Source organism: Acidovorax sp. FG42 (assembly GCF_057809195.1).
In genome coordinates, this window is sequence record NZ_JBMDJM010000005.1 from 220,907 (window position 1) to 237,932 (window position 17,026).

Annotated in this window: 16 protein-coding genes and 1 tRNA gene; 12 read left to right on the forward strand and 5 right to left on the reverse strand. The window is 63.3% G+C overall.

The window, feature by feature from the left end:
* The first annotated feature begins 121 nt into the window (after window positions 1–121).
* Complete coding sequence (locus tag ACODSM_RS08100) at window positions 122–2,533, forward strand: YgiQ family radical SAM protein (RefSeq protein ID WP_488804908.1); 2,412 nt, start codon at window positions 122–124, stop codon at window positions 2,531–2,533.
* A 290-nt stretch (window positions 2,534–2,823) separates the two neighbouring features.
* Here the strand turns inward: ACODSM_RS08100 and ACODSM_RS08105 are convergent, their stop codons facing one another.
* The 3 genes from ACODSM_RS08105 to ACODSM_RS08115 all read right to left on the reverse strand — a co-directional run bounded on the left by ACODSM_RS08105 (window position 2,824) and on the right by ACODSM_RS08115 (window position 5,096).
* Entirely contained in the window at window positions 2,824–3,285 is a 462-nt protein-coding gene (locus ACODSM_RS08105; RefSeq protein ID WP_488804909.1) for a hypothetical protein, read from the reverse strand.
* A gap of 193 nt (window positions 3,286–3,478) precedes the next feature.
* Window positions 3,479–4,189: a DUF1294 domain-containing protein gene (locus tag ACODSM_RS08110; RefSeq protein ID WP_488804910.1), complete on the reverse strand. Its 711-nt coding sequence runs from the start codon at window positions 4,187–4,189 to the stop codon at window positions 3,479–3,481.
* Between the two features lie 16 nt (window positions 4,190–4,205).
* On the reverse strand, window positions 4,206–5,096 hold the full coding sequence (locus ACODSM_RS08115) for a CoA transferase (protein ID WP_488804911.1): 891 nt from the start codon (window positions 5,094–5,096) through the stop codon (window positions 4,206–4,208).
* Window positions 5,097–5,271: 175 nt separating this feature from the next.
* Between ACODSM_RS08115 and ygiD the strand changes: the two genes are divergently transcribed.
* Window positions 5,272–6,135: a 4,5-DOPA-extradiol-dioxygenase gene (ygiD, locus tag ACODSM_RS08120; protein ID WP_488804920.1), complete on the forward strand. Its 864-nt coding sequence runs from the start codon at window positions 5,272–5,274 to the stop codon at window positions 6,133–6,135.
* Window positions 6,136–6,248: 113 nt separating this feature from the next.
* Here ygiD and ACODSM_RS08125 read toward each other — a convergent pair whose 3' ends face one another.
* On the reverse strand, window positions 6,249–6,863 hold the full coding sequence (locus tag ACODSM_RS08125) for a nucleotidyltransferase family protein (protein WP_488804912.1): 615 nt from the start codon (window positions 6,861–6,863) through the stop codon (window positions 6,249–6,251).
* Entirely contained in the window at window positions 6,856–8,052 is a 1,197-nt protein-coding gene (locus ACODSM_RS08130; RefSeq protein ID WP_488804913.1) for an amino acid aminotransferase, read from the reverse strand. The genes ACODSM_RS08125 and ACODSM_RS08130 overlap by 8 nt, the downstream gene beginning before the upstream one ends.
* Before the next feature lie 106 nt (window positions 8,053–8,158).
* Here ACODSM_RS08130 and uvrB point away from each other — a divergent pair, with 106 nt between their 5' ends.
* The 10 genes from uvrB (at window position 8,159) to ACODSM_RS08180 (ending at window position 16,921) form a co-directional block, all read left to right on the forward strand.
* A complete protein-coding gene (gene uvrB, locus ACODSM_RS08135; protein WP_015013979.1) occupies window positions 8,159–10,249 on the forward strand; it encodes an excinuclease ABC subunit UvrB in 2,091 nt (696 codons plus the stop codon).
* 253 nt (window positions 10,250–10,502) lie between these two features.
* The gene (iscR, locus tag ACODSM_RS08140) at window positions 10,503–11,039 is read left to right on the forward strand and encodes a Fe-S cluster assembly transcriptional regulator IscR (RefSeq protein WP_015013980.1); all 537 of its coding nucleotides are present in this window, start codon (window positions 10,503–10,505) and stop codon (window positions 11,037–11,039) included.
* A gap of 115 nt (window positions 11,040–11,154) precedes the next feature.
* Entirely contained in the window at window positions 11,155–12,375 is a 1,221-nt protein-coding gene (locus ACODSM_RS08145; protein ID WP_056063047.1) for an IscS subfamily cysteine desulfurase, read from the forward strand.
* A 39-nt stretch (window positions 12,376–12,414) separates the two neighbouring features.
* Complete coding sequence (iscU, locus tag ACODSM_RS08150) at window positions 12,415–12,816, forward strand: Fe-S cluster assembly scaffold IscU (RefSeq protein WP_015013982.1); 402 nt, start codon at window positions 12,415–12,417, stop codon at window positions 12,814–12,816.
* Window positions 12,817–12,841: 25 nt separating this feature from the next.
* Window positions 12,842–13,165 (forward strand): iron-sulfur cluster assembly protein IscA, encoded by a 324-nt coding sequence (iscA, locus tag ACODSM_RS08155; protein WP_015013983.1) that lies wholly within the window; start codon window positions 12,842–12,844, stop codon window positions 13,163–13,165.
* A gap of 83 nt (window positions 13,166–13,248) precedes the next feature.
* The gene (gene hscB / locus ACODSM_RS08160) at window positions 13,249–13,767 is read left to right on the forward strand and encodes a Fe-S protein assembly co-chaperone HscB (protein ID WP_488804914.1); all 519 of its coding nucleotides are present in this window, start codon (window positions 13,249–13,251) and stop codon (window positions 13,765–13,767) included.
* Window positions 13,768–13,845: 78 nt separating this feature from the next.
* Window positions 13,846–15,717, forward strand: coding sequence for a Fe-S protein assembly chaperone HscA (gene hscA, locus ACODSM_RS08165; RefSeq protein ID WP_488804915.1), 1,872 nt, complete (start codon window positions 13,846–13,848; stop codon window positions 15,715–15,717).
* A gap of 40 nt (window positions 15,718–15,757) precedes the next feature.
* Window positions 15,758–16,096 carry an ISC system 2Fe-2S type ferredoxin gene (gene fdx, locus ACODSM_RS08170; protein WP_015013986.1) on the forward strand — a complete coding sequence of 113 codons (339 nt, stop codon included), beginning with the start codon at window positions 15,758–15,760 and terminating at the stop codon, window positions 16,094–16,096.
* On the forward strand, window positions 16,096–16,809 hold the full coding sequence (dnaQ, locus tag ACODSM_RS08175) for a DNA polymerase III subunit epsilon (RefSeq protein ID WP_056063030.1): 714 nt from the start codon (window positions 16,096–16,098) through the stop codon (window positions 16,807–16,809). The genes fdx and dnaQ overlap by 1 nt, the downstream gene beginning before the upstream one ends.
* A gap of 37 nt (window positions 16,810–16,846) precedes the next feature.
* Window positions 16,847–16,921, forward strand: a tRNA-Val gene (locus ACODSM_RS08180).
* Window positions 16,922–17,026: the final 105 nt, after the last annotated feature.

A 17,026-nucleotide genomic window follows, 5' to 3' on the forward strand; every position in this document is an offset into this window, starting at 1 on the left:
GAGGGGCAAGGGCCACCAAGGGGACAAAAACCGTCTGCCAACGTAAAATCGCGGGTTATCCACCACAGACGCGCCCTACAAAGGCCCCCATCGCACCGGGGGCGGCCGCGACCCCCTTTGCATGAACGCCCCCGTTGACGTCTCCTTTTTTGCGCGCGCCGCAAAGCCCTTGACCAGCTACCGTCCGTACTGGGCCAAGCGCTTTGGCACGGCCCCGTTCCTGCCAATGAGCCGCGCCGAGATGGAGAAACTGGGCTGGGACAGCTGCGACATCATTCTGGTGACGGGCGACGCGTATGTGGACCACCCCAGCTTCGGCATGGCCGTGATCGGCCGCACGCTGGAGGCCCAGGGCTTCCGCGTGGGGATCATTGCCCAGCCCGACTGGCAAAGCGCAGAGCCTTTCAAGGTGCTGGGCAAGCCCAACCTGTTTTGGGGCGTGACGGCGGGCAACATGGATTCGATGATCAATCGGTACACCGCCGACCGGAAGATCCGCAGCGATGACGCCTACACCCCCGGCGACGTGGGCGGCAAGCGCCCCGACCGCGCAGCCATCGTCTACAGCCAGCGCTGCCGCGAGGCCTACAAGGAGGTGCCCATCATCCTGGGCGGCATTGAAGGCAGCCTGCGCCGCATTGCGCACTACGACTACTGGAGCGACAAGGTGCGCCGCTCCATCGTGGTGGATAGCAAGTGCGACCTGCTGCTGTACGGCAATGCCGAGCGTGCGCTGGTCGAGGTGGCCCACCGCATTGCTGCGCGCGAGCCGGTCGAGAAAATCACCGATGTGCGCGGCACGGCTTTTGTGCGCCGCCCGGACGACGAAAGCGGCAAGGGTTGGTTCGAGATCGACTCCACCACGGTGGACGAGCCCGGCCGTGTGGAAGCCCACATCAACCCCTACATGACCACCAGCGAGCAGGCCGCCGCGCAAGGCAGTACCTGCAGCAAAGACGGCGGAAGTGCTACTGATTCTGTAGCGGTTGCCGCAGATAGCACTAGCGCTACCGACCAAAACAGCTCTAATCCCGCCATCCAGCCGATCCAGTTCGTTCCCAACCCCGCGCTCAAGGTCAAGCTCAAGGTCCCTCCGCGCGAGAAGACCGTCATCCGCCTGCCCAGCTACGAGCAGGTGAAAAGCGATCCCGTGCTCTATGCCCACGCCAACCGTGTGCTGCATCTGGAGACCAACCCGGGCAACGCCCGCGCCTTGGTGCAAGCCCACGGTGAGGGCGCCACGGCGCGCGATGTGTGGATCAACCCGCCGCCCATCCCGCTGACCACGGCCGAGATGGACCATGTGTTCGATCTGCCCTACGCGCGTGGCCCGCACCCCAGCTACGCCGATGAGAACGGCAGCCACGACGGCGCGACGAAGATCCCGGCCTGGGAGATGATTCGTTTTTCGATCAACATCATGCGCGGCTGCTTTGGGGGCTGCACGTTCTGCTCCATCACCGAGCACGAGGGGCGCATCATCCAGAGCCGCTCCGAGGATTCGATCATTCAGGAGATCGAGGACATCCGCGACAAGGTCAAGGGCTTCACCGGCACCATCTCCGATCTGGGCGGCCCCACGGCCAACATGTACCGCCTGGGCTGTCGCTCGCCTGAGATCGAAGCCGCCTGTCGCAAGCCCAGCTGCGTGTACCCCGGCATCTGCCAGAACCTCACCACCGACCATGGTCCGCTGATCAAGATCTACCGCCGTGGCCGCGCATTGAAGGGCATCAAGAAGATCCTCATCGGCTCGGGCCTGCGCTACGACCTGGCTGTGAAGAGTCCTGAATACGTGAAGGAACTGGTGCAGCACCACGTGGGCGGCTACCTGAAGATCGCGCCCGAGCACACCGAGCAGGGCCCGCTCACCAAGATGATGAAGCCGGGCATCGGCAGCTATGACAAGTTCAAGCAGATGTTCGAGAAGTTCAGCGAAGAGGCGGGCAAGAAGCAGTTCCTGATCCCGTACTTCATCGCTGCGCACCCGGGCACGAGCGACGAGGACATGATGAACCTCGCCATCTGGCTCAAGAAGAACGGTTTCCGCGCTGACCAGGTGCAGACCTTCTACCCGAGCCCCATGGCCACGGCCACGGCCATGTACCACTCGGGCCGCAACACCCTCACCAAGGTGCGCCGCCAGATGCGCGACGAGGCCGAGGAATCGGTGGACATCGTGCGCGGCGAAAAGCGCCGCCGCCTGCACAAGGCCTTTTTGCGCTACCACGACCCGAACAATTGGCCGCTGCTGCGTGAGGCGCTCAAGGCCATGGGCCGGGCGGATTTGATCGGCAACGGCAAGCACCACTTGATCCCTACCTTCCAGCCCTTGACGGACGGCGGGTACCAGAGCGCGCGTCGCAAGAACTCCACGCCCACAGGCGCGAAGGCCGCAACGGCTGCACCCGTCAAGCAGGTCAAGCCCATGAAGCCCGGTCAACCGCAGAAGGGCCGCATCCTGACCCAGCACACCGGCTTGCCACCGCGCGTCACGGGCGCCGCCAAGCCGTCCGCACGCAAGCCGCGTTGAGATCGATGGCGGCAGCCGCAGCCCATTGACAGTGGGCGCGATGGATGAAACGCCGAAAGGCTCTCTGACAAGTCGCTAGCCGCTATGAACCGGCCCCTACGGCTGCAGTGCGATTTTGTGGAGCCTTAAGGACCCTCTGCACAAATCAGCGCGCCGTGTGCATCAGCGGGCTCGGGCGGTCTGCCGCGTTGCAAATACTCGCAATAGCTACGGCTATTGCTGCGTTTTGCGCCTTGCAGCCCCTCCCGATCCGCTGCGCCCACTTGCCGCTTGATTCGTGCAGAGGGTCCTTAACCCTCTGCCGCGTGGGTGCCCACCACCACCGACTGCGGGCCAGCGCTGGCGGGCTGCGAGATCAGGTCTTCGATGATGAAGGTGCGGTAGTAGAACGCCGTGACTGCACCTTCGGGCGCAATGGCGTTCACCACGCTGTCGGCCTCGTCTTTGTCCGCCATGGCGATCAGCAGGCCGTGGTGCCCGGTGCCCGCCAGGTCGGCAATGCGCCGCACCATGTCGCCTTCGGCCCCCACGGAGGGGAGTGGCGCATCTGCCGTACCCAGCGTGTGCACAATTTCTTGCAGGATGACCTCGGGGCTGGCGTACGCAATATCGCCCTGGTGGCTTACTGCCTGCAGCGCGAGCGCTGCCTGGCGCGTGCAGTCTTCATCGGGAAACAGTGCGAACACCTGGCCGGTGGGGTAAAAGATGCCGCCCATGTTGGTCATGGACGAATCAAGGACGAAGGGTTTCATGGACATCTCCCAAGGTGTTTCAGACCTTGGGATTGAAACCGGGTGCCTGTGAACACTGTGTAGGTCTGCGGGCTGTCTTTGCGTCAGCCTGCGGTGCGCTGTTGTAGATCAGGGCTTGCTGATGTGCAAAAAGTGCCTGTTGCGCTAGTACTTCATGGTCTCTTTGCTATCAAATTTGATAGCAACGGCGGCACTACAAGCCACGCAACCATCCGCCCAGCCAAGCGACCACGGCCGCGCAGTGCAACACCACGGTGGCCCAATACACCGCGCGGAACTCCGTCTTGCGCGATTTGTGCCGCAGCCATTGCTGGGCAAACCACGCGCCCGGCCAGCCGCCCGCCAGGCTCAGCAGGTGCAGATGGCTCTCTTTGGTGCGCCACTGGCCGTTTTGCGCGGCGCTTTTGTCCATGGCGTAGACCAGAAAGGTCAGGAGGTTGACGCCTATGGCGGCGCCCAGCGCCCACCAGGGGAGCCGGCCTGCCCAGAGGCCCCAGGCCAGCAGCCCCGCCCAGCCCAGCATCAGCAGGTGTATCAGCGCCGAGCCGGTGGGAGTGGTCGGTTCGATGACCGCCACAGGGCGCCTGCGCCTGGCGGCCGGAGGTTGCCCCGCCCGTTGCACCAGCGCGCGCCGCGTGGGGTGCGCAGGGGGCGGCGGCGTCGGTGCCGTGCTGCGGGGCTGGAGCCCGCCACCCGCGTGTGCAGTGGGCAACACCGCCATGGCCCGGGGCCCTTTTCCGCCGACATGAATCTCCTCGTACACCACGGCGAGCCCTTCGCGGGGCGGGGTGGTACCCCGGTAGTCCCGCACATGAAAGAACACATCGGCGGACGTGTCAGGGCTGCGGATAAAGCCGAAGGCGCGGCTGGCGTCCCAGCGGACGACGGTGCCTTGTTTTTGCATCGGTCAGGAAATGCTTTCAGGCCAGGGTGTGCAAAGGAATGTCTTGCGCCACCGCCAAAGCATCAAGCTGCGCGCGGGTCTGTGTGCGCAAGAACGCCGCCACGGCCGCGTGGGTGGCGGGGGCGCGCAGCACCTGCGGGTCGCCCGTAGCAGGCAGACCTGCAGCAGCGCACAGGCTGGCGGCAAAGTGCGGCTCCAGCGCAGCCACGGCCACGCGGCCGTCGGCGCAGGGGTAGATGCGGTAGCCTGCGTGGTGGCCGCCCACGTCACCGTCGGGCGTGGTCAGGCCCCAGTGGCGCGGTTGGGCCAGCCAGGCGGCGGCGTCGGCCAGGGCCACTTCGATGCACACGCCGCTGCCGGTGTGGGCGCGCTCCAGCAGGGCCTGCAGCACGGCTTCGCTGGCCATCAGGGCGCCGCCCATGTCGGCGTAGAGCGTGGGGGGCATCTCGGTGCCCGTCACGAGGCCGGCATCGGCCAGATAGGTGAGGTCATGGCCCGGTTCTTCGGCCCGCTCTGCCGCGGCGCCCACGATGCGCACCAGCGACAGGCGCGGGTATTTGGCCTGCAACGCGTCCCAGCCTAAGCCGAGCTTGGTGAGCGCCGAGGGGCGGAAGGAGGTGATCAGCACATCGGTGCGAGCCAGCTCGTCATGCAACGCGGCCTGGCCTTCGGGCGTCTTGAGGTGGGCATGCACCACGCGCACGCCATCGTGCAGCGTGGCATAGGCTGCGGGGCTGTAGATGCCCATGGGGTCGGCGCTGGGATAGCCAGGCGCGGGAGGAGGTTCGAGCTTGGTGCATTCGGCCCCCATGCGCGCGCAGCGCATCAGGGCGGCGGGGCCGGGCAGGTTGAGCGCAAGGCTCAGAACACGGGTGTTGCGCAGGGGCTGGGGCAGGGCGGTGGGCATGGGTGGGAGGTTGTCTCGGGTTGTGATTTTTGGAAGGAGAGGACGGCGCCGGAACTTCATGGTGCGCCCCGGCTCACTCCCTGCGTTATACATAATTTGTTACGCTCCCTGATCCATGCAACGCAGAACCTCTTTGGCCGCCCTCACAGGCCTGGCCGCCTTTCCGGGAGCCTTCATGACCACGTCCCTGAGCAGTGCTGCCACGGCGCCCGCGCTGCAGGCGCTCAAGCCTTCGCCCCGCATGCCGGTGATGTTTGTGGGCCATGGCAGCCCCATGAACGCCATCGAGGACAACGCCTGGCGCCGCAGCTGGCAGGCCATGGGCGCGGAGCTGATGGCGCGCGCGGTGCAGCCACAGCTCATCCTGTGCGTGTCGGCCCACTGGCTCACGCGCGGTGGCTGGCAGCTGACGGGCATGGCCAACCCCAAAACCATCCACGACTTTGGCGGCTTCCCCCAGGCGCTGTTTGACCAGCAGTACCCTGTGCCGGGTGCCCCGGCGGTGGCACGCAGCCTGGCCAAGGAGCTGAAATCCCCGGCCACGGGCGCTGCGCTGGGTGTGGACGAGGGCGAATGGGGCCTGGATCATGGCACCTGGTCGGTGCTCAAGCCCATGTTCCCGCATGCGCGCATCCCGGTGATGCAACTCAGCATGGACTACAGCCGCGCCCCGGCCGAGCACTATGCGCTGGGCCAGCAGCTCAAGGCCTTGCGCGAGCGGGGCGTGCTGATTGTGGGCAGCGGCAACATCGTGCACAACCTGCGCGCATCCCGGCGTGACTCGGCCGCCAACGAAGCGTATGACTGGGCCACCGAGTTCGACACCGTGGTGCAGGAGCAGATCAAAAAGGGCCAGCTGGGCGCCTTGCAGGACTTCCAGAAGCTGGGAGCCGTGGCCCAGCAGGCGCACCCCACTTATGAGCACTATCTGCCGCTGCTCTACGCAGCCGGGGCCGTCTTGCCCAGCGAGATGCCACGCTTCTTCAACACGGGCTACCAGTCAGCATCGATCTCGATGCGGTCGGTGCTGTGGGGCTGATCATCGCGCTCTGAGGTTGATTGCTTCTCTTTTGATAGCTGTCAGCGCATGTGTTTCTAGCGCTTGAGGCCAAAAACGCTTGAAATCGCCGCGTCGTAGTTGTGAAACGCCCCTCAGGCCGCCACGTGACCTGAGGTCTGGATCGTCAGCCACGGCCAGCGCTCTCGGTAGCTTTGTGCCTTGGCCTCAAACAACGGCAAGTGCGGGCAGGTCGGGTTAGGTTTGAGCAGCCCGGCATACAGCTCTTCCAGTCCATACGGTGCGTACAGCGTGGGCTGAGCAACTCCAGGGTTACTAGCTGGTCGCAGACCCACGCAGGTGCAAGGCACCAGAAAACGCTCGATCCCGTTACGGGCGGACTGCAATGGCGCATACGGATAGCCAAACCAGCGCTCGTACCAAAGGTGCACCCGGGCCTGGTTCTTGGCTTCGACGGTGATCGGCAGGTCGGCGAAGAGTGCGGTGGCGCGGGCTTGCACTGCCTGCTCGCCCGATTCGGACAAGTCCGACGCATCGAAATAAAACAGGTCGTAGTCCTTGATGTGCGCCGTGGGCGCCAGACCAGAGCGCAGGTTCCACACCGTCTGGAACAGGCAGCCAGCCACCAGCCACGCATCGGGCAGGCCCAGAAACGGCAAACGCTCCAGAAGGGCCGCGTTGTGCGGGTTCTGGAGCGCTTCGCTCACAAAGCGGCGCGTGAGCGCCGCCTGCTCATCGTGCTCAGACAACCTTGGCGATCGCCTGGCAGACGTAGTCGATGTTCTTGCTGTTCAGGGCAGCGACGCACATGCGGCCGGTGTCCGTGCCGTACACGCCGAACTCATTGCGCAGGCGCACCATCTGGTCCTTGGACAGGCCGGAGTAGCTGAACATGCCGATCTGGGTGGTGATGAAGCTCATGTCCTGCTTCACACCGGCGGCCTTCAGGCCATCGACCAGCTTCTGGCGCATGGCCTTGATGCGCACGCGCATTTCGGCCAGTTCCTTTTCCCACATCGCGCGCAGCTCGGGGTTGTTCAGCACGGCAGCCACCACCGCACCGCCGTGTGTGGGAGGGTTGGAGTAGTTGGTGCGGATCACGATCTTGAGCTGGGACAGCACGCGGCTGGCCTCTTCCTTGTCGGCGCACAGCACCGACAGGCCGCCCACGCGCTCGCCGTACAGGCTGAAGCTCTTGGAGAACGAGGTGGACACGAAGAAGTTCAGGCCAGCGGCCACGAACTTCTGGATGACGGCGCCGTCTTCGGCGATGCCGTGGCCGAAGCCCTGGTAGGCCATGTCCAGGAAGGGCGTCAGGCCCTTGGCCTTGACAGCAGCGATGACCTGGTCCCACTGCTCGGGGGTGATGTCATAGCCGGTGGGGTTGTGGCAGCAGGCATGCAGCACGACGATGGTGCCGGGAGCGGCCGCGTTCAGGCTGGCCAGAAAACCTTCAAAGTTCACGCCGCGCTTTTCAGCGTCGTAGTACGCGTAGGTGTCGACTTCGAAACCGGCGTTGGTGAACAGCGCGCGGTGGTTTTCCCAGCTGGGGTCGGAGATCAGCACCTTGGCGTTGGGGCTGACCTTCTTCAAGAAGTCGGCGCCGATCTTCAGGCCGCCAGTGCCGCCGATGGCCTGCACGGTGGCCACGCGGCCGGACTTCACGGGTTCGCTGTCGGCGCCGAACACCAGGCTCTTGACGGCGTTGTCGTAGGCCACGATGCCGTCAATGGGCAAGTAGCCACGGGCCGTGGGCTTTTCCATCATGGTCTTTTCAGCGGCCTGCACGCACTGCAGCAGGGGCAGCTTGCCGTTGTCGTCGAAATAAACGCCGACGCCCAGGTTGACCTTGTTGGGGTTGGTGTCGGCGTTGAATTGCTCGTTGAGGCCCAGGATGGGGTCGCGGGGGGCCATTTCGACGGCGGTGAACAGAGACATGAAAATCCTTGAAAGGTTGTCAGTAGCGAAGAATCCGGGCGTGGTGTACTGTGCCGGGTTCCGCCGATTTTAACGGGCGGCCTGCTCCACCCGTTGACCACGCCCCATGCCAGATATCACCGAAGTCATAACTGAAAAGCAAGACGGCGAGTTCGTCCGCTTCCCTGATTCCCCCTTCGAACTGTTCCAGCCCTATCCCCCCGCAGGCGACCAGCCCGAGGCCATTGCCAAGCTGGTGGAGGGCCTGCATGACGGCGAAACCTTCCAGACCTTGCTGGGCGTGACAGGCTCGGGTAAGACCTTCACCATGGCCAACGTGATCGCGCGCATGGGCCGCCCGGCCATCATCTTTGCGCCCAACAAGACGCTGGCCGCCCAGCTGTACAGCGAATTCCGCGAGTTCTTTCCCAAGAACGCCGTGGAGTATTTCGTGAGCTACTACGACTACTACCAGCCCGAGGCCTATGTGCCGCAGCGCGACCTGTTCATCGAGAAGGACAGCGCGATCAACGAGCACATCGAGCAGATGCGGCTGTCGTGCACCAAAAGCCTGATGGAGCGGCGCGATGTGGTGATCGTGGCCACCGTGTCGGCCATCTACGGCATTGGCGAGCCCGAGAGCTACCACCGCATGGTGATGACGCTGCGGGTGGGCGACAAGGTGGGGCAGCGCGATGTGATTGCCCAGCTGATCCGCATGCAGTACCAGCGCAACGAGGCGGATTTCAGCCGGGGCAAGTTCCGTGTGCGCGGCGACACCATCGATGTGTTCCCGGCCGAACACTCGGAGCTGGCGATCCGCATCGAGCTGTTTGATGACGAGATCGAGAGCCTGCAGCTGTTCGACCCGCTCACCGGCCGCGTGAAGCAGAAGATTCCGCGCTTTACGGTGTACCCCAGCAGCCACTATGTGACGCCACGCGACAAGGTGCTGGCCGCCGTCGAAACCATCAAGCTGGAACTGGCCGAGCGCCTGCAGCAACTGGTGGCCGACGGCAAGCTGGTGGAGGCTCAGCGGTTGGAGCAGCGCACGCGGTTTGATCTGGAAATGCTCAGCGAGGTGGGCCACTGCAAGGGCATCGAGAACTACACGCGCCACCTGTCGGGCGCCGCGCCGGGCGATCCGCCCAGCACGCTGACGGACTACATGCCCAAGGACGCGCTCATGTTCCTGGACGAGAGCCACCAGATGATCGGCCAGCTGAGCGCCATGTACAACGGCGACCGTGCGCGCAAGACCACGCTGGTGGAGTACGGCTTTCGGCTACCGTCGGCACTGGATAACCGGCCGCTCAAGTTCGAGGAGTTTGAGCAGCGCATGCGGCAGGTGATCTTCGTCTCGGCCACGCCCGCCGACTACGAGAAGACCCATTCAGGGCAGGTAGTGGACCAGGTGGTGCGCCCCACGGGCCTGGTGGACCCGGTGGTGGAGGTGCGCCCCGCCACCCATCAAGTGGATGATGTGCTGCAAGAAATACGCATTCGGGTTGAAAAGCACGAGCGCGTACTCATTACCACGCTGACCAAGCGCATGGCCGAGCAGCTGACCGACTACCTCACGGACAACGGCGTGAAGGTGCGCTACCTGCACAGCGATGTGGATACCGTGGAACGCGTGGAGATCATCCGGGACCTGCGGCTGGGCGCGTTTGACGTGCTGGTGGGCATCAACCTGCTGCGTGAAGGGTTGGACATCCCCGAGGTGTCGCTGGTAGCGATCCTGGACGCCGACAAGGAAGGCTTTTTGCGCGCAGAGCGCAGCCTGATCCAGACCATTGGCCGTGCTGCGCGCAACTTGAACGGCCATGCCATCCTGTACGCCGACCGCATTACTGACTCCATGAAAAAAGCCATGGGCGAGACGGAACGCCGGCGCATCAAGCAGATCGCATACAACGAGGCCAACGGGATCACGCCGCGCAGCATTGTCAAGCGGGTAAGAGACCTGATTGACGGCGTGTACAGCGAAAAAGCGGGCAAGGATGCCGAGCGCTTGGAGCAGGAAGCCCTGCAGCGCGCGCAGGTGGAGGACATGTCCGAGAAGGACGTGGCGCGCGAGATCAAGCGCCTGGAAAAGCTCATGCTGGAACATGCGCGCAACCTGGAGTTCGAGCAGGCCGCCCGGGTGCGCGACCAGCTGACGCGGCTCAAGGACCAAGCGTTTGGAGCCCACGGCAGCGATTCCGTAGCCTTGTAGAAAAAGGATTGCGGCTGGGTGTGTGATGAGAAATTACTATTGAGTCGATTAATAACTATTTGGTTTTTTAATCCGACAGAATCAATAGGGATTTGTGCTATACTCGCACAAAACACTCAACAAAACAGCCCAACGATGAAGGGCTCCGTGGCAGGTGACTGTGCGGAGTAAGGGGCGGAGACGGTGCCACGCTGGCAAACAGTCAGCGCTGGCGGTTTCTTCAACGAACAAGCCTTAGCACAAGGAGCTTGCGATGCGTCTCACAACCAAAGGCCGTTTTGCGGTCACCGCCATGATTGACCTGGCCCTGCGCCAGAACAACGGCCCCGTCACGCTGGCTGCCATCAGCCAGCGCCAGCAGATTTCGCTGTCGTATCTGGAGCAACTCTTTGGCAAGCTGCGCCGCCATGAGCTGGTGGAATCCACCCGTGGCCCCGGCGGCGGCTACACGTTGGCCCGCAAGGCGGGTGACATCACCGTAGCAGACATCATCGTGTCGGTGGATGAGCCCATCGACGCCACTCAATGCGGTGGCAAGGAAAACTGCCTGGGTGAAGCCGGTCGTTGCATGACGCACGAGCTGTGGGCTTCGCTGAACCAGCGCATGGTCGAATTCCTGGATTCCGTCACCCTGCAAAAGCTGGTGGACGAGCAGCTCGCCAAGGGCGTGCAGATCGAAGACAAGCCCGTGGTGCGCCGTGCCATCTCCACCACCCCGGTGGTTAAACCCATTCGCGTGAATGCCCCGAACTCGGTGTTTGCGCTTGGCAACGTCTTCGCTAAATCCTGACTCCTGATGCGTGGTGCTGGCCCTGGGGTCGGCACTGCCCTGACCGCGTTTTATTCGTTTTCTTGTTTGTTCTGCCTCTTCTGTTTGCCAGCCAGAACCTTTTACTGAGCCAGCCATGGACATGACCCCGCACTTTCCCATTTACCTCGACTATGGCGCCACGACCCCGGTAGACCCCCGCGTGGTGGACGCCATGATTCCCTGGTTGCGTGAGCACTTTGGCAACCCGGCATCGCGTAGCCACGCCTGGGGCTGGGAGGCCGAAGAGGCGGTGGAAAAAGCGCGTGTGCAGGTGGCAGACCTGATCGGTGCCGATCCCCGCGAAATCGTGTGGACCAGTGGTGCGACCGAGTCGATCAATTTGGCCCTGAAGGGCGCCGCGCATTTCTACAAAGGCAAGGGCAAGCACCTCATCACGCTCAAGACCGAGCACAAGGCCGTGCTGGACACCATGCGCGAGCTGGAGCGCCAGGGCTTTGAAGCCACTTACCTGGACGTGCAGGAAGACGGCTTGGTCAACATGGACGCGCTCAAGGCGGCCATCCGTCCCGACACCGTGCTGATCAGCATCCTCTTCGTGAACAACGAAATCGGTGTGATCCAGGACATCCCTGCCATTGGCGCGCTGTGCCGCGAAAAGGGCATCCTGCTGCATGTGGATGCTGCCCAGGCCACGGGTCGTGTCGAGATCGACATGAACGTGCTGCCCATCGACCTGATGAGCATGACCGCCCACAAGACCTATGGCCCCAAGGGCATTGGTGCACTGTATGTGCGCCGCAAGCCCCGCGTGCGCCTGGAAGCCCAGATGCACGGTGGCGGTCACGAGCGCGGCATGCGTTCGGGCACCTTGCCCACGCACCAGATCGTGGGCATGGGCGAGGCCTTCCGCATTGCCAAGGAAGAAATGGCAGAGAGCAATGCCAAGGCCAAGGCCTTGCAGCAGCGCCTGCTCGACGGCCTCAAGGATATCGAACAGGTCTACATCAACGGCAGCCTGGAGCGCCGTGTGCCGCAGAACCTGAACATGAGTTTCAACTTCGTCGAAGGCGAATCGCTCATCATGGGCATCAAAGGCCTGGCGGTGTCGTCGGGCTCGGCCTGCACCTCCGCCAGCCTGGAGCCCAGCTATGTGCTGCGCGCTTTGGGCCGCAGCGATGAGCTGGCGCACAGCAGCCTGCGCATGACCATCGGCCGTTTCACGACCGAAGAAGAGATCGACTACGCCATCTCCACCATCCGCGAGAACGTGGCCCGCCTGCGCGAGCTGAGCCCGCTGTGGGAGATGTACAAGGACGGCATCGACATCAGCACCATCCAATGGGCTGCTCACTGATTCCGCACAAATTCTGGACGTATTGAAGAGGTACACATCATGGCTTACTCAGACAAAGTGGTTGACCATTACGAAAACCCTCGCAACGTGGGTTCGTTCGACAAGGGTGACGATTCGGTGGGCACCGGCATGGTGGGCGCGCCCGCCTGCGGCGACGTGATGAAGCTGCAGATCAAGGTGAATCCTGAAACTGGCGTGATCGAAGACGCCCGCTTCAAGACCTACGGCTGCGGCTCGGCCATTGCCTCGTCGTCGCTGGTGACCGAGTGGGTCAAGGGCAAGACGCTGGACGAAGCTGCAGCGCTCAAGAACAGCGAGATCGCCGAAGAACTGGCTTTGCCGCCCGTCAAGATCCACTGCTCCATCCTGGCCGAAGATGCGATCAAGGCTGCCGTGCTGGACTACAAGACCAAGCACGCCGCCACGACCACCGCCGCCTGATTGTTTGACAGATAGATCGAGAGACATGGCCATTACGCTGACCGAAGCCGCCGCCCGGCACGTCAACCGCTACCTGACCCGTCGGGGCAAGGGGTTGGGCGTGCGCCTGGGAGTCAAGACGACAGGCTGCTCAGGGCTTGCCTACAAGCTCGAATATGTGGACGAGAGCGAGCCTGAGGACATCGTGTTCGAGAACCACGGTGTCAAGGTGCTGATCGACCCCAAGAGCCTGGCCTACATTGACGGCACTGAGCTGGACTTCGTGCGTGAAGGCCTGAACGAAGGTTTCAAGTTCAACAACCCCAACGAGCGGGACCGCTGCGGTTGTGGGGAGAGCTTCCGCGTCTGAGCGCCCTTCGTTGATGTCACACCAAACCGCCAACGCGCTCTGTGCTGGCGGTTTTTTCTTGGATTTCTCTCTCGCCCCTGCGCATGAACCTGCAATCTGACGACTTCGAACTGTTTGGCCTCGCGCGCCGCTTTGCGCAGGAGCGCAGCGCCATCGACGCGCGCTGGAAGGAGCTGCAGCGCGAGGCCCACCCCGACAAGTTTGCCGCGCAGGGCGCTGCGGCGCAGCGTGTGGCCATGCAATGGTCGGCACGCATCAACGAGGCGTACCAGCGCTTGAAGGACCCGATGCGCCGCGCCGCCTATCTGTGCGAACTGCACGGTGCGCCCATCCGTGCCGAAGACAACACTGCCATGCCCGCTGCCTTTCTGATGCAGCAAATGGAGTGGCGCGAGGCGCTGGAGGATGCCCGCGCAGACAGCGAGCTGGACGCGTTAGATGATGAGGTGGCGCAAGCCCGCCGTGCCGCGCTGGCGCAGTGCGAGCAACTCATCGACCAGCAGCAGGACTATGCAGGCGCAGCCCGCCAGGTCAGAGCCCTCATGTTCATTGCGCGATTTGCCGACGATATTGAGCGTCGCCGAGAGCAACTGGGACAATAGGGCGGTTTTGCATTCCCAAAGGGCCCCCTCGCGTGTTGATGCGATGGCGGGCTCCACCACGTAGAGATCCGAAATTTCATGGCGCTTCTGCAGATTTCCGAACCTGGCCAATCCCCTGACCCGCACCAGCGGCGCATTGCAGTGGGGATTGACCTGGGCACCACCCATTCTTTGGTCGCAGCGGTGCGCAATGGGGTGTCCGAATGCCTCCCCGATGCCCAGGGTCGGGTGCTGCTGCCCTCGGTGGTGCGCTACCTCGCCAACGGCGGGCGTCAGATCGGTTATGACGCCGTGGCGGCGCAAGCCCAGGATGCACGCAACACCATCGCCTCGGCCAAACGCTTCATGGGGCGTGGCCTTAAAGACGTGGCTGAGGCAGGAAAGTTGCCGTACGACTTTGTGGTCGCCAACGATGCCGGCGCGGGCGGCATGGTCAGTCTCGCCACGGTGGATGGCAACAAGTCGCCCGTCGAGATCAGCGCCGAGATCCTCGCCACGCTGCGCTACCGGGCCGAAGATACCTTCAATGACGATCTCTACGGCGCCGTGATCACCGTGCCCGCGTACTTTGACGACGCCCAGCGCCAGGCTACCAAGGATGCGGCCAAGCTCGCGGGCATCAACCTGCTGCGTCTCATCAACGAGCCCACGGCGGCAGCGATTGCCTATGGCCTGGACAACGCCAGCGAGGGCGTCTACGCTGTGTATGACCTGGGTGGGGGGACGTTTGATATTTCCATCCTGCGCCTGACGAAGGGCGTGTTCGAGGTGATCGCCACGGGCGGCGACTCTGCCCTCGGGGGCGATGACTACGACGCCGCGCTGGCAGAGTGGGTACTGCAACAGGTGGGGCAACAGGCGGTCACGCCGGCCGACAAGTCGGCCGTGCGCATGGCGGCGCGCCAATGCAAAGAGGCGCTGACTGCTACTGATTTGGTAGCGTTCAAGGCAGATTTATCTAGCGCTTCCGTGCAGTTTGACGTCAAACGCTCGGATTTTTATGCCGTGACCGCCGATCTGACTGCCCGCTCCATGGCGGCTGTGCGCCGTGCCCTGCGCGATGCGCATCTGACGCGCGACGAGGTGCAGGGTGTGGTCATGGTGGGCGGCTCCACCCGCATGCCCCAGGTGCAGCGGGCCGTGGCAGAGTTCTTCGGCAAGGAGCCTTTGACCAATCTGAACCCAGACGAAGTGGTGGCCTTGGGCGCCGCCATCCAAGCCAACCAGCTGGCAGGTAACAACACCGCAGGCGATCTGCTGCTGCTGGATGTGATTCCGCTGTCGTTGGGCATCGAGACCATGGGCGGCTTGGTGGAGCGCATCGTCTCGCGCAACGAGACCATCCCCACCGCCAAGGCGCAGGACTTCACCACCTACAAGGACGGACAGACTGCTTTGGCCATCCATGTGGTGCAGGGCGAGCGTGACTTGGTGCAGGACTGCCGCAGCCTGGCGCGCTTTGAGTTGCGTGGCATTCCCCCCATGGCGGCAGGTGCTGCGCGCATCCGTGTGACCTTCACCGTCGATGCCGATGGCCTGCTGAGCGTGGCCGCCAAGGAGCAGGGCAGTGGGGTGGAGGCTCGCATTGATGTGAAACCGTCGTATGGCCTCACGGACGACGAGATCGCGCGCATGCTGCAAGACGGCTTTGCCACGGCCGCGCAGGACATGAAGGCCCGTGCCGTGGTCGAGGCCCGTGTGGACGCAGACCGCATGTTGATCGCCACGCAAAGCGCACTGGATGCGGATGGCGACGTGCTCAGCCCCAAGGAGCGGGCAGCCATCGACGCACTGATGGTGGCCCTGCGCCACCAGCGCGACAGCGACGATGCAGCGGCTATCGAAGCAGCCACGGAAGCCCTGGCCAAGGGCACCGAGGCTTTCGCAGCCCAGCGCATGAACCGCGGTATCCAGCAGGCCCTGGCCGGCAAGAACGTCGCAAGCCTGTGATGCGCCCCTGCGCATCCCTCTGACAAGAAGAAAACACCCCATGCCCGTCATCAAGATCCTTCCCCATCCCGAATATTGCCCCGCAGGCACCGAAATCACGGCGCCTGCAGGCACCTCGATCTGCGAAGCCCTGCTGGACAATCACATCAACATCGAGCACGCCTGCGACATGAGCTGCGCGTGCACCACCTGCCACGTCATCGTGCGCCAGGGGTTGAATTCGCTGAATGCGGCAGAAGAAGAGGAAGAAGACCTGCTGGACCGCGCCTGGGGCCTGGAGCCGCAGTCACGCCTGTCGTGCCAGGCCATCCTGGCGCAGACCGATCTGGTCGTCGAAATTCCGAAGTACACGATCAACCACGCCAAGGAAAACCACTGATGTCCCGGCAAATTGTTCTGGACACGGAGACCACTGGCCTTTCGGCCGAGGGGGGCGACCGCATCATTGAACTGGGTTGTGTGGAGCTGCTCAACCGCAAGCTGACCGGCAACAATCTGCACCTGTACTTCAACCCTGGCCGTGACAGCCATGAAGATGCGCTGAAGGTGCACGGCATCAGCAACGAGTTTCTGAAGGACAAGCCCAAGTTTGCGGATGTGGTGGATGACATCCTGCAGTACCTGCAGGGCGCCGAGATCATCATCCACAACGCAGCGTTTGACGTGGGCTTCCTCAACAAGGAGCTGGAGCTGGTGGGGCGCCCGGCATTTGGCACCTATGTGCAGAGCGTGACCGACACGCTGGCCATGGCCAAGGAGATGTACCCCGGTAAGCGCAACTCGCTGGACGCCCTGTGCGACCGCCTGGGCGTGGACAACTCGGGCCGTACGCTGCACGGCGCCTTGCTTGACGCCGAGTTGCTGGCCGACGTGTACATCAACCTCACACGCGGGCAGGATGCCTTGCTGATCGCCGATGATGGCCATGACAGTGCTGACGGTGTGAAGGTGGCCGCCATTGATTTGCGTGGCCTTGCGCTGCCCGTGCTGCGGGCGAGCGAGCAGGAGCAGGCAGCGCATGCCGAGGTGCTCACGCAGATCGACAAGGCCAGCGGTGGCAAAACAATTTGGAGAACTCTCCAATCGGCCTAAAAAGCTGTGCCATAATAGAAGGCTGTCGCAGCGACAAGGGTGATTAGCTCAGCGGTAGAGCACTGCCTTCACACGGCAGGGGTCACATGTTCGATCCATGTATCACCCACCAGTTGCTGCCAGACTTTTCGCAGCGGTATCTTTCTCCAAGGTGCTTGCGACGGGTGATTAGCTCAGCGGTAGAGCACTGCCTTCACACGGCAGGGGTCACATGTTC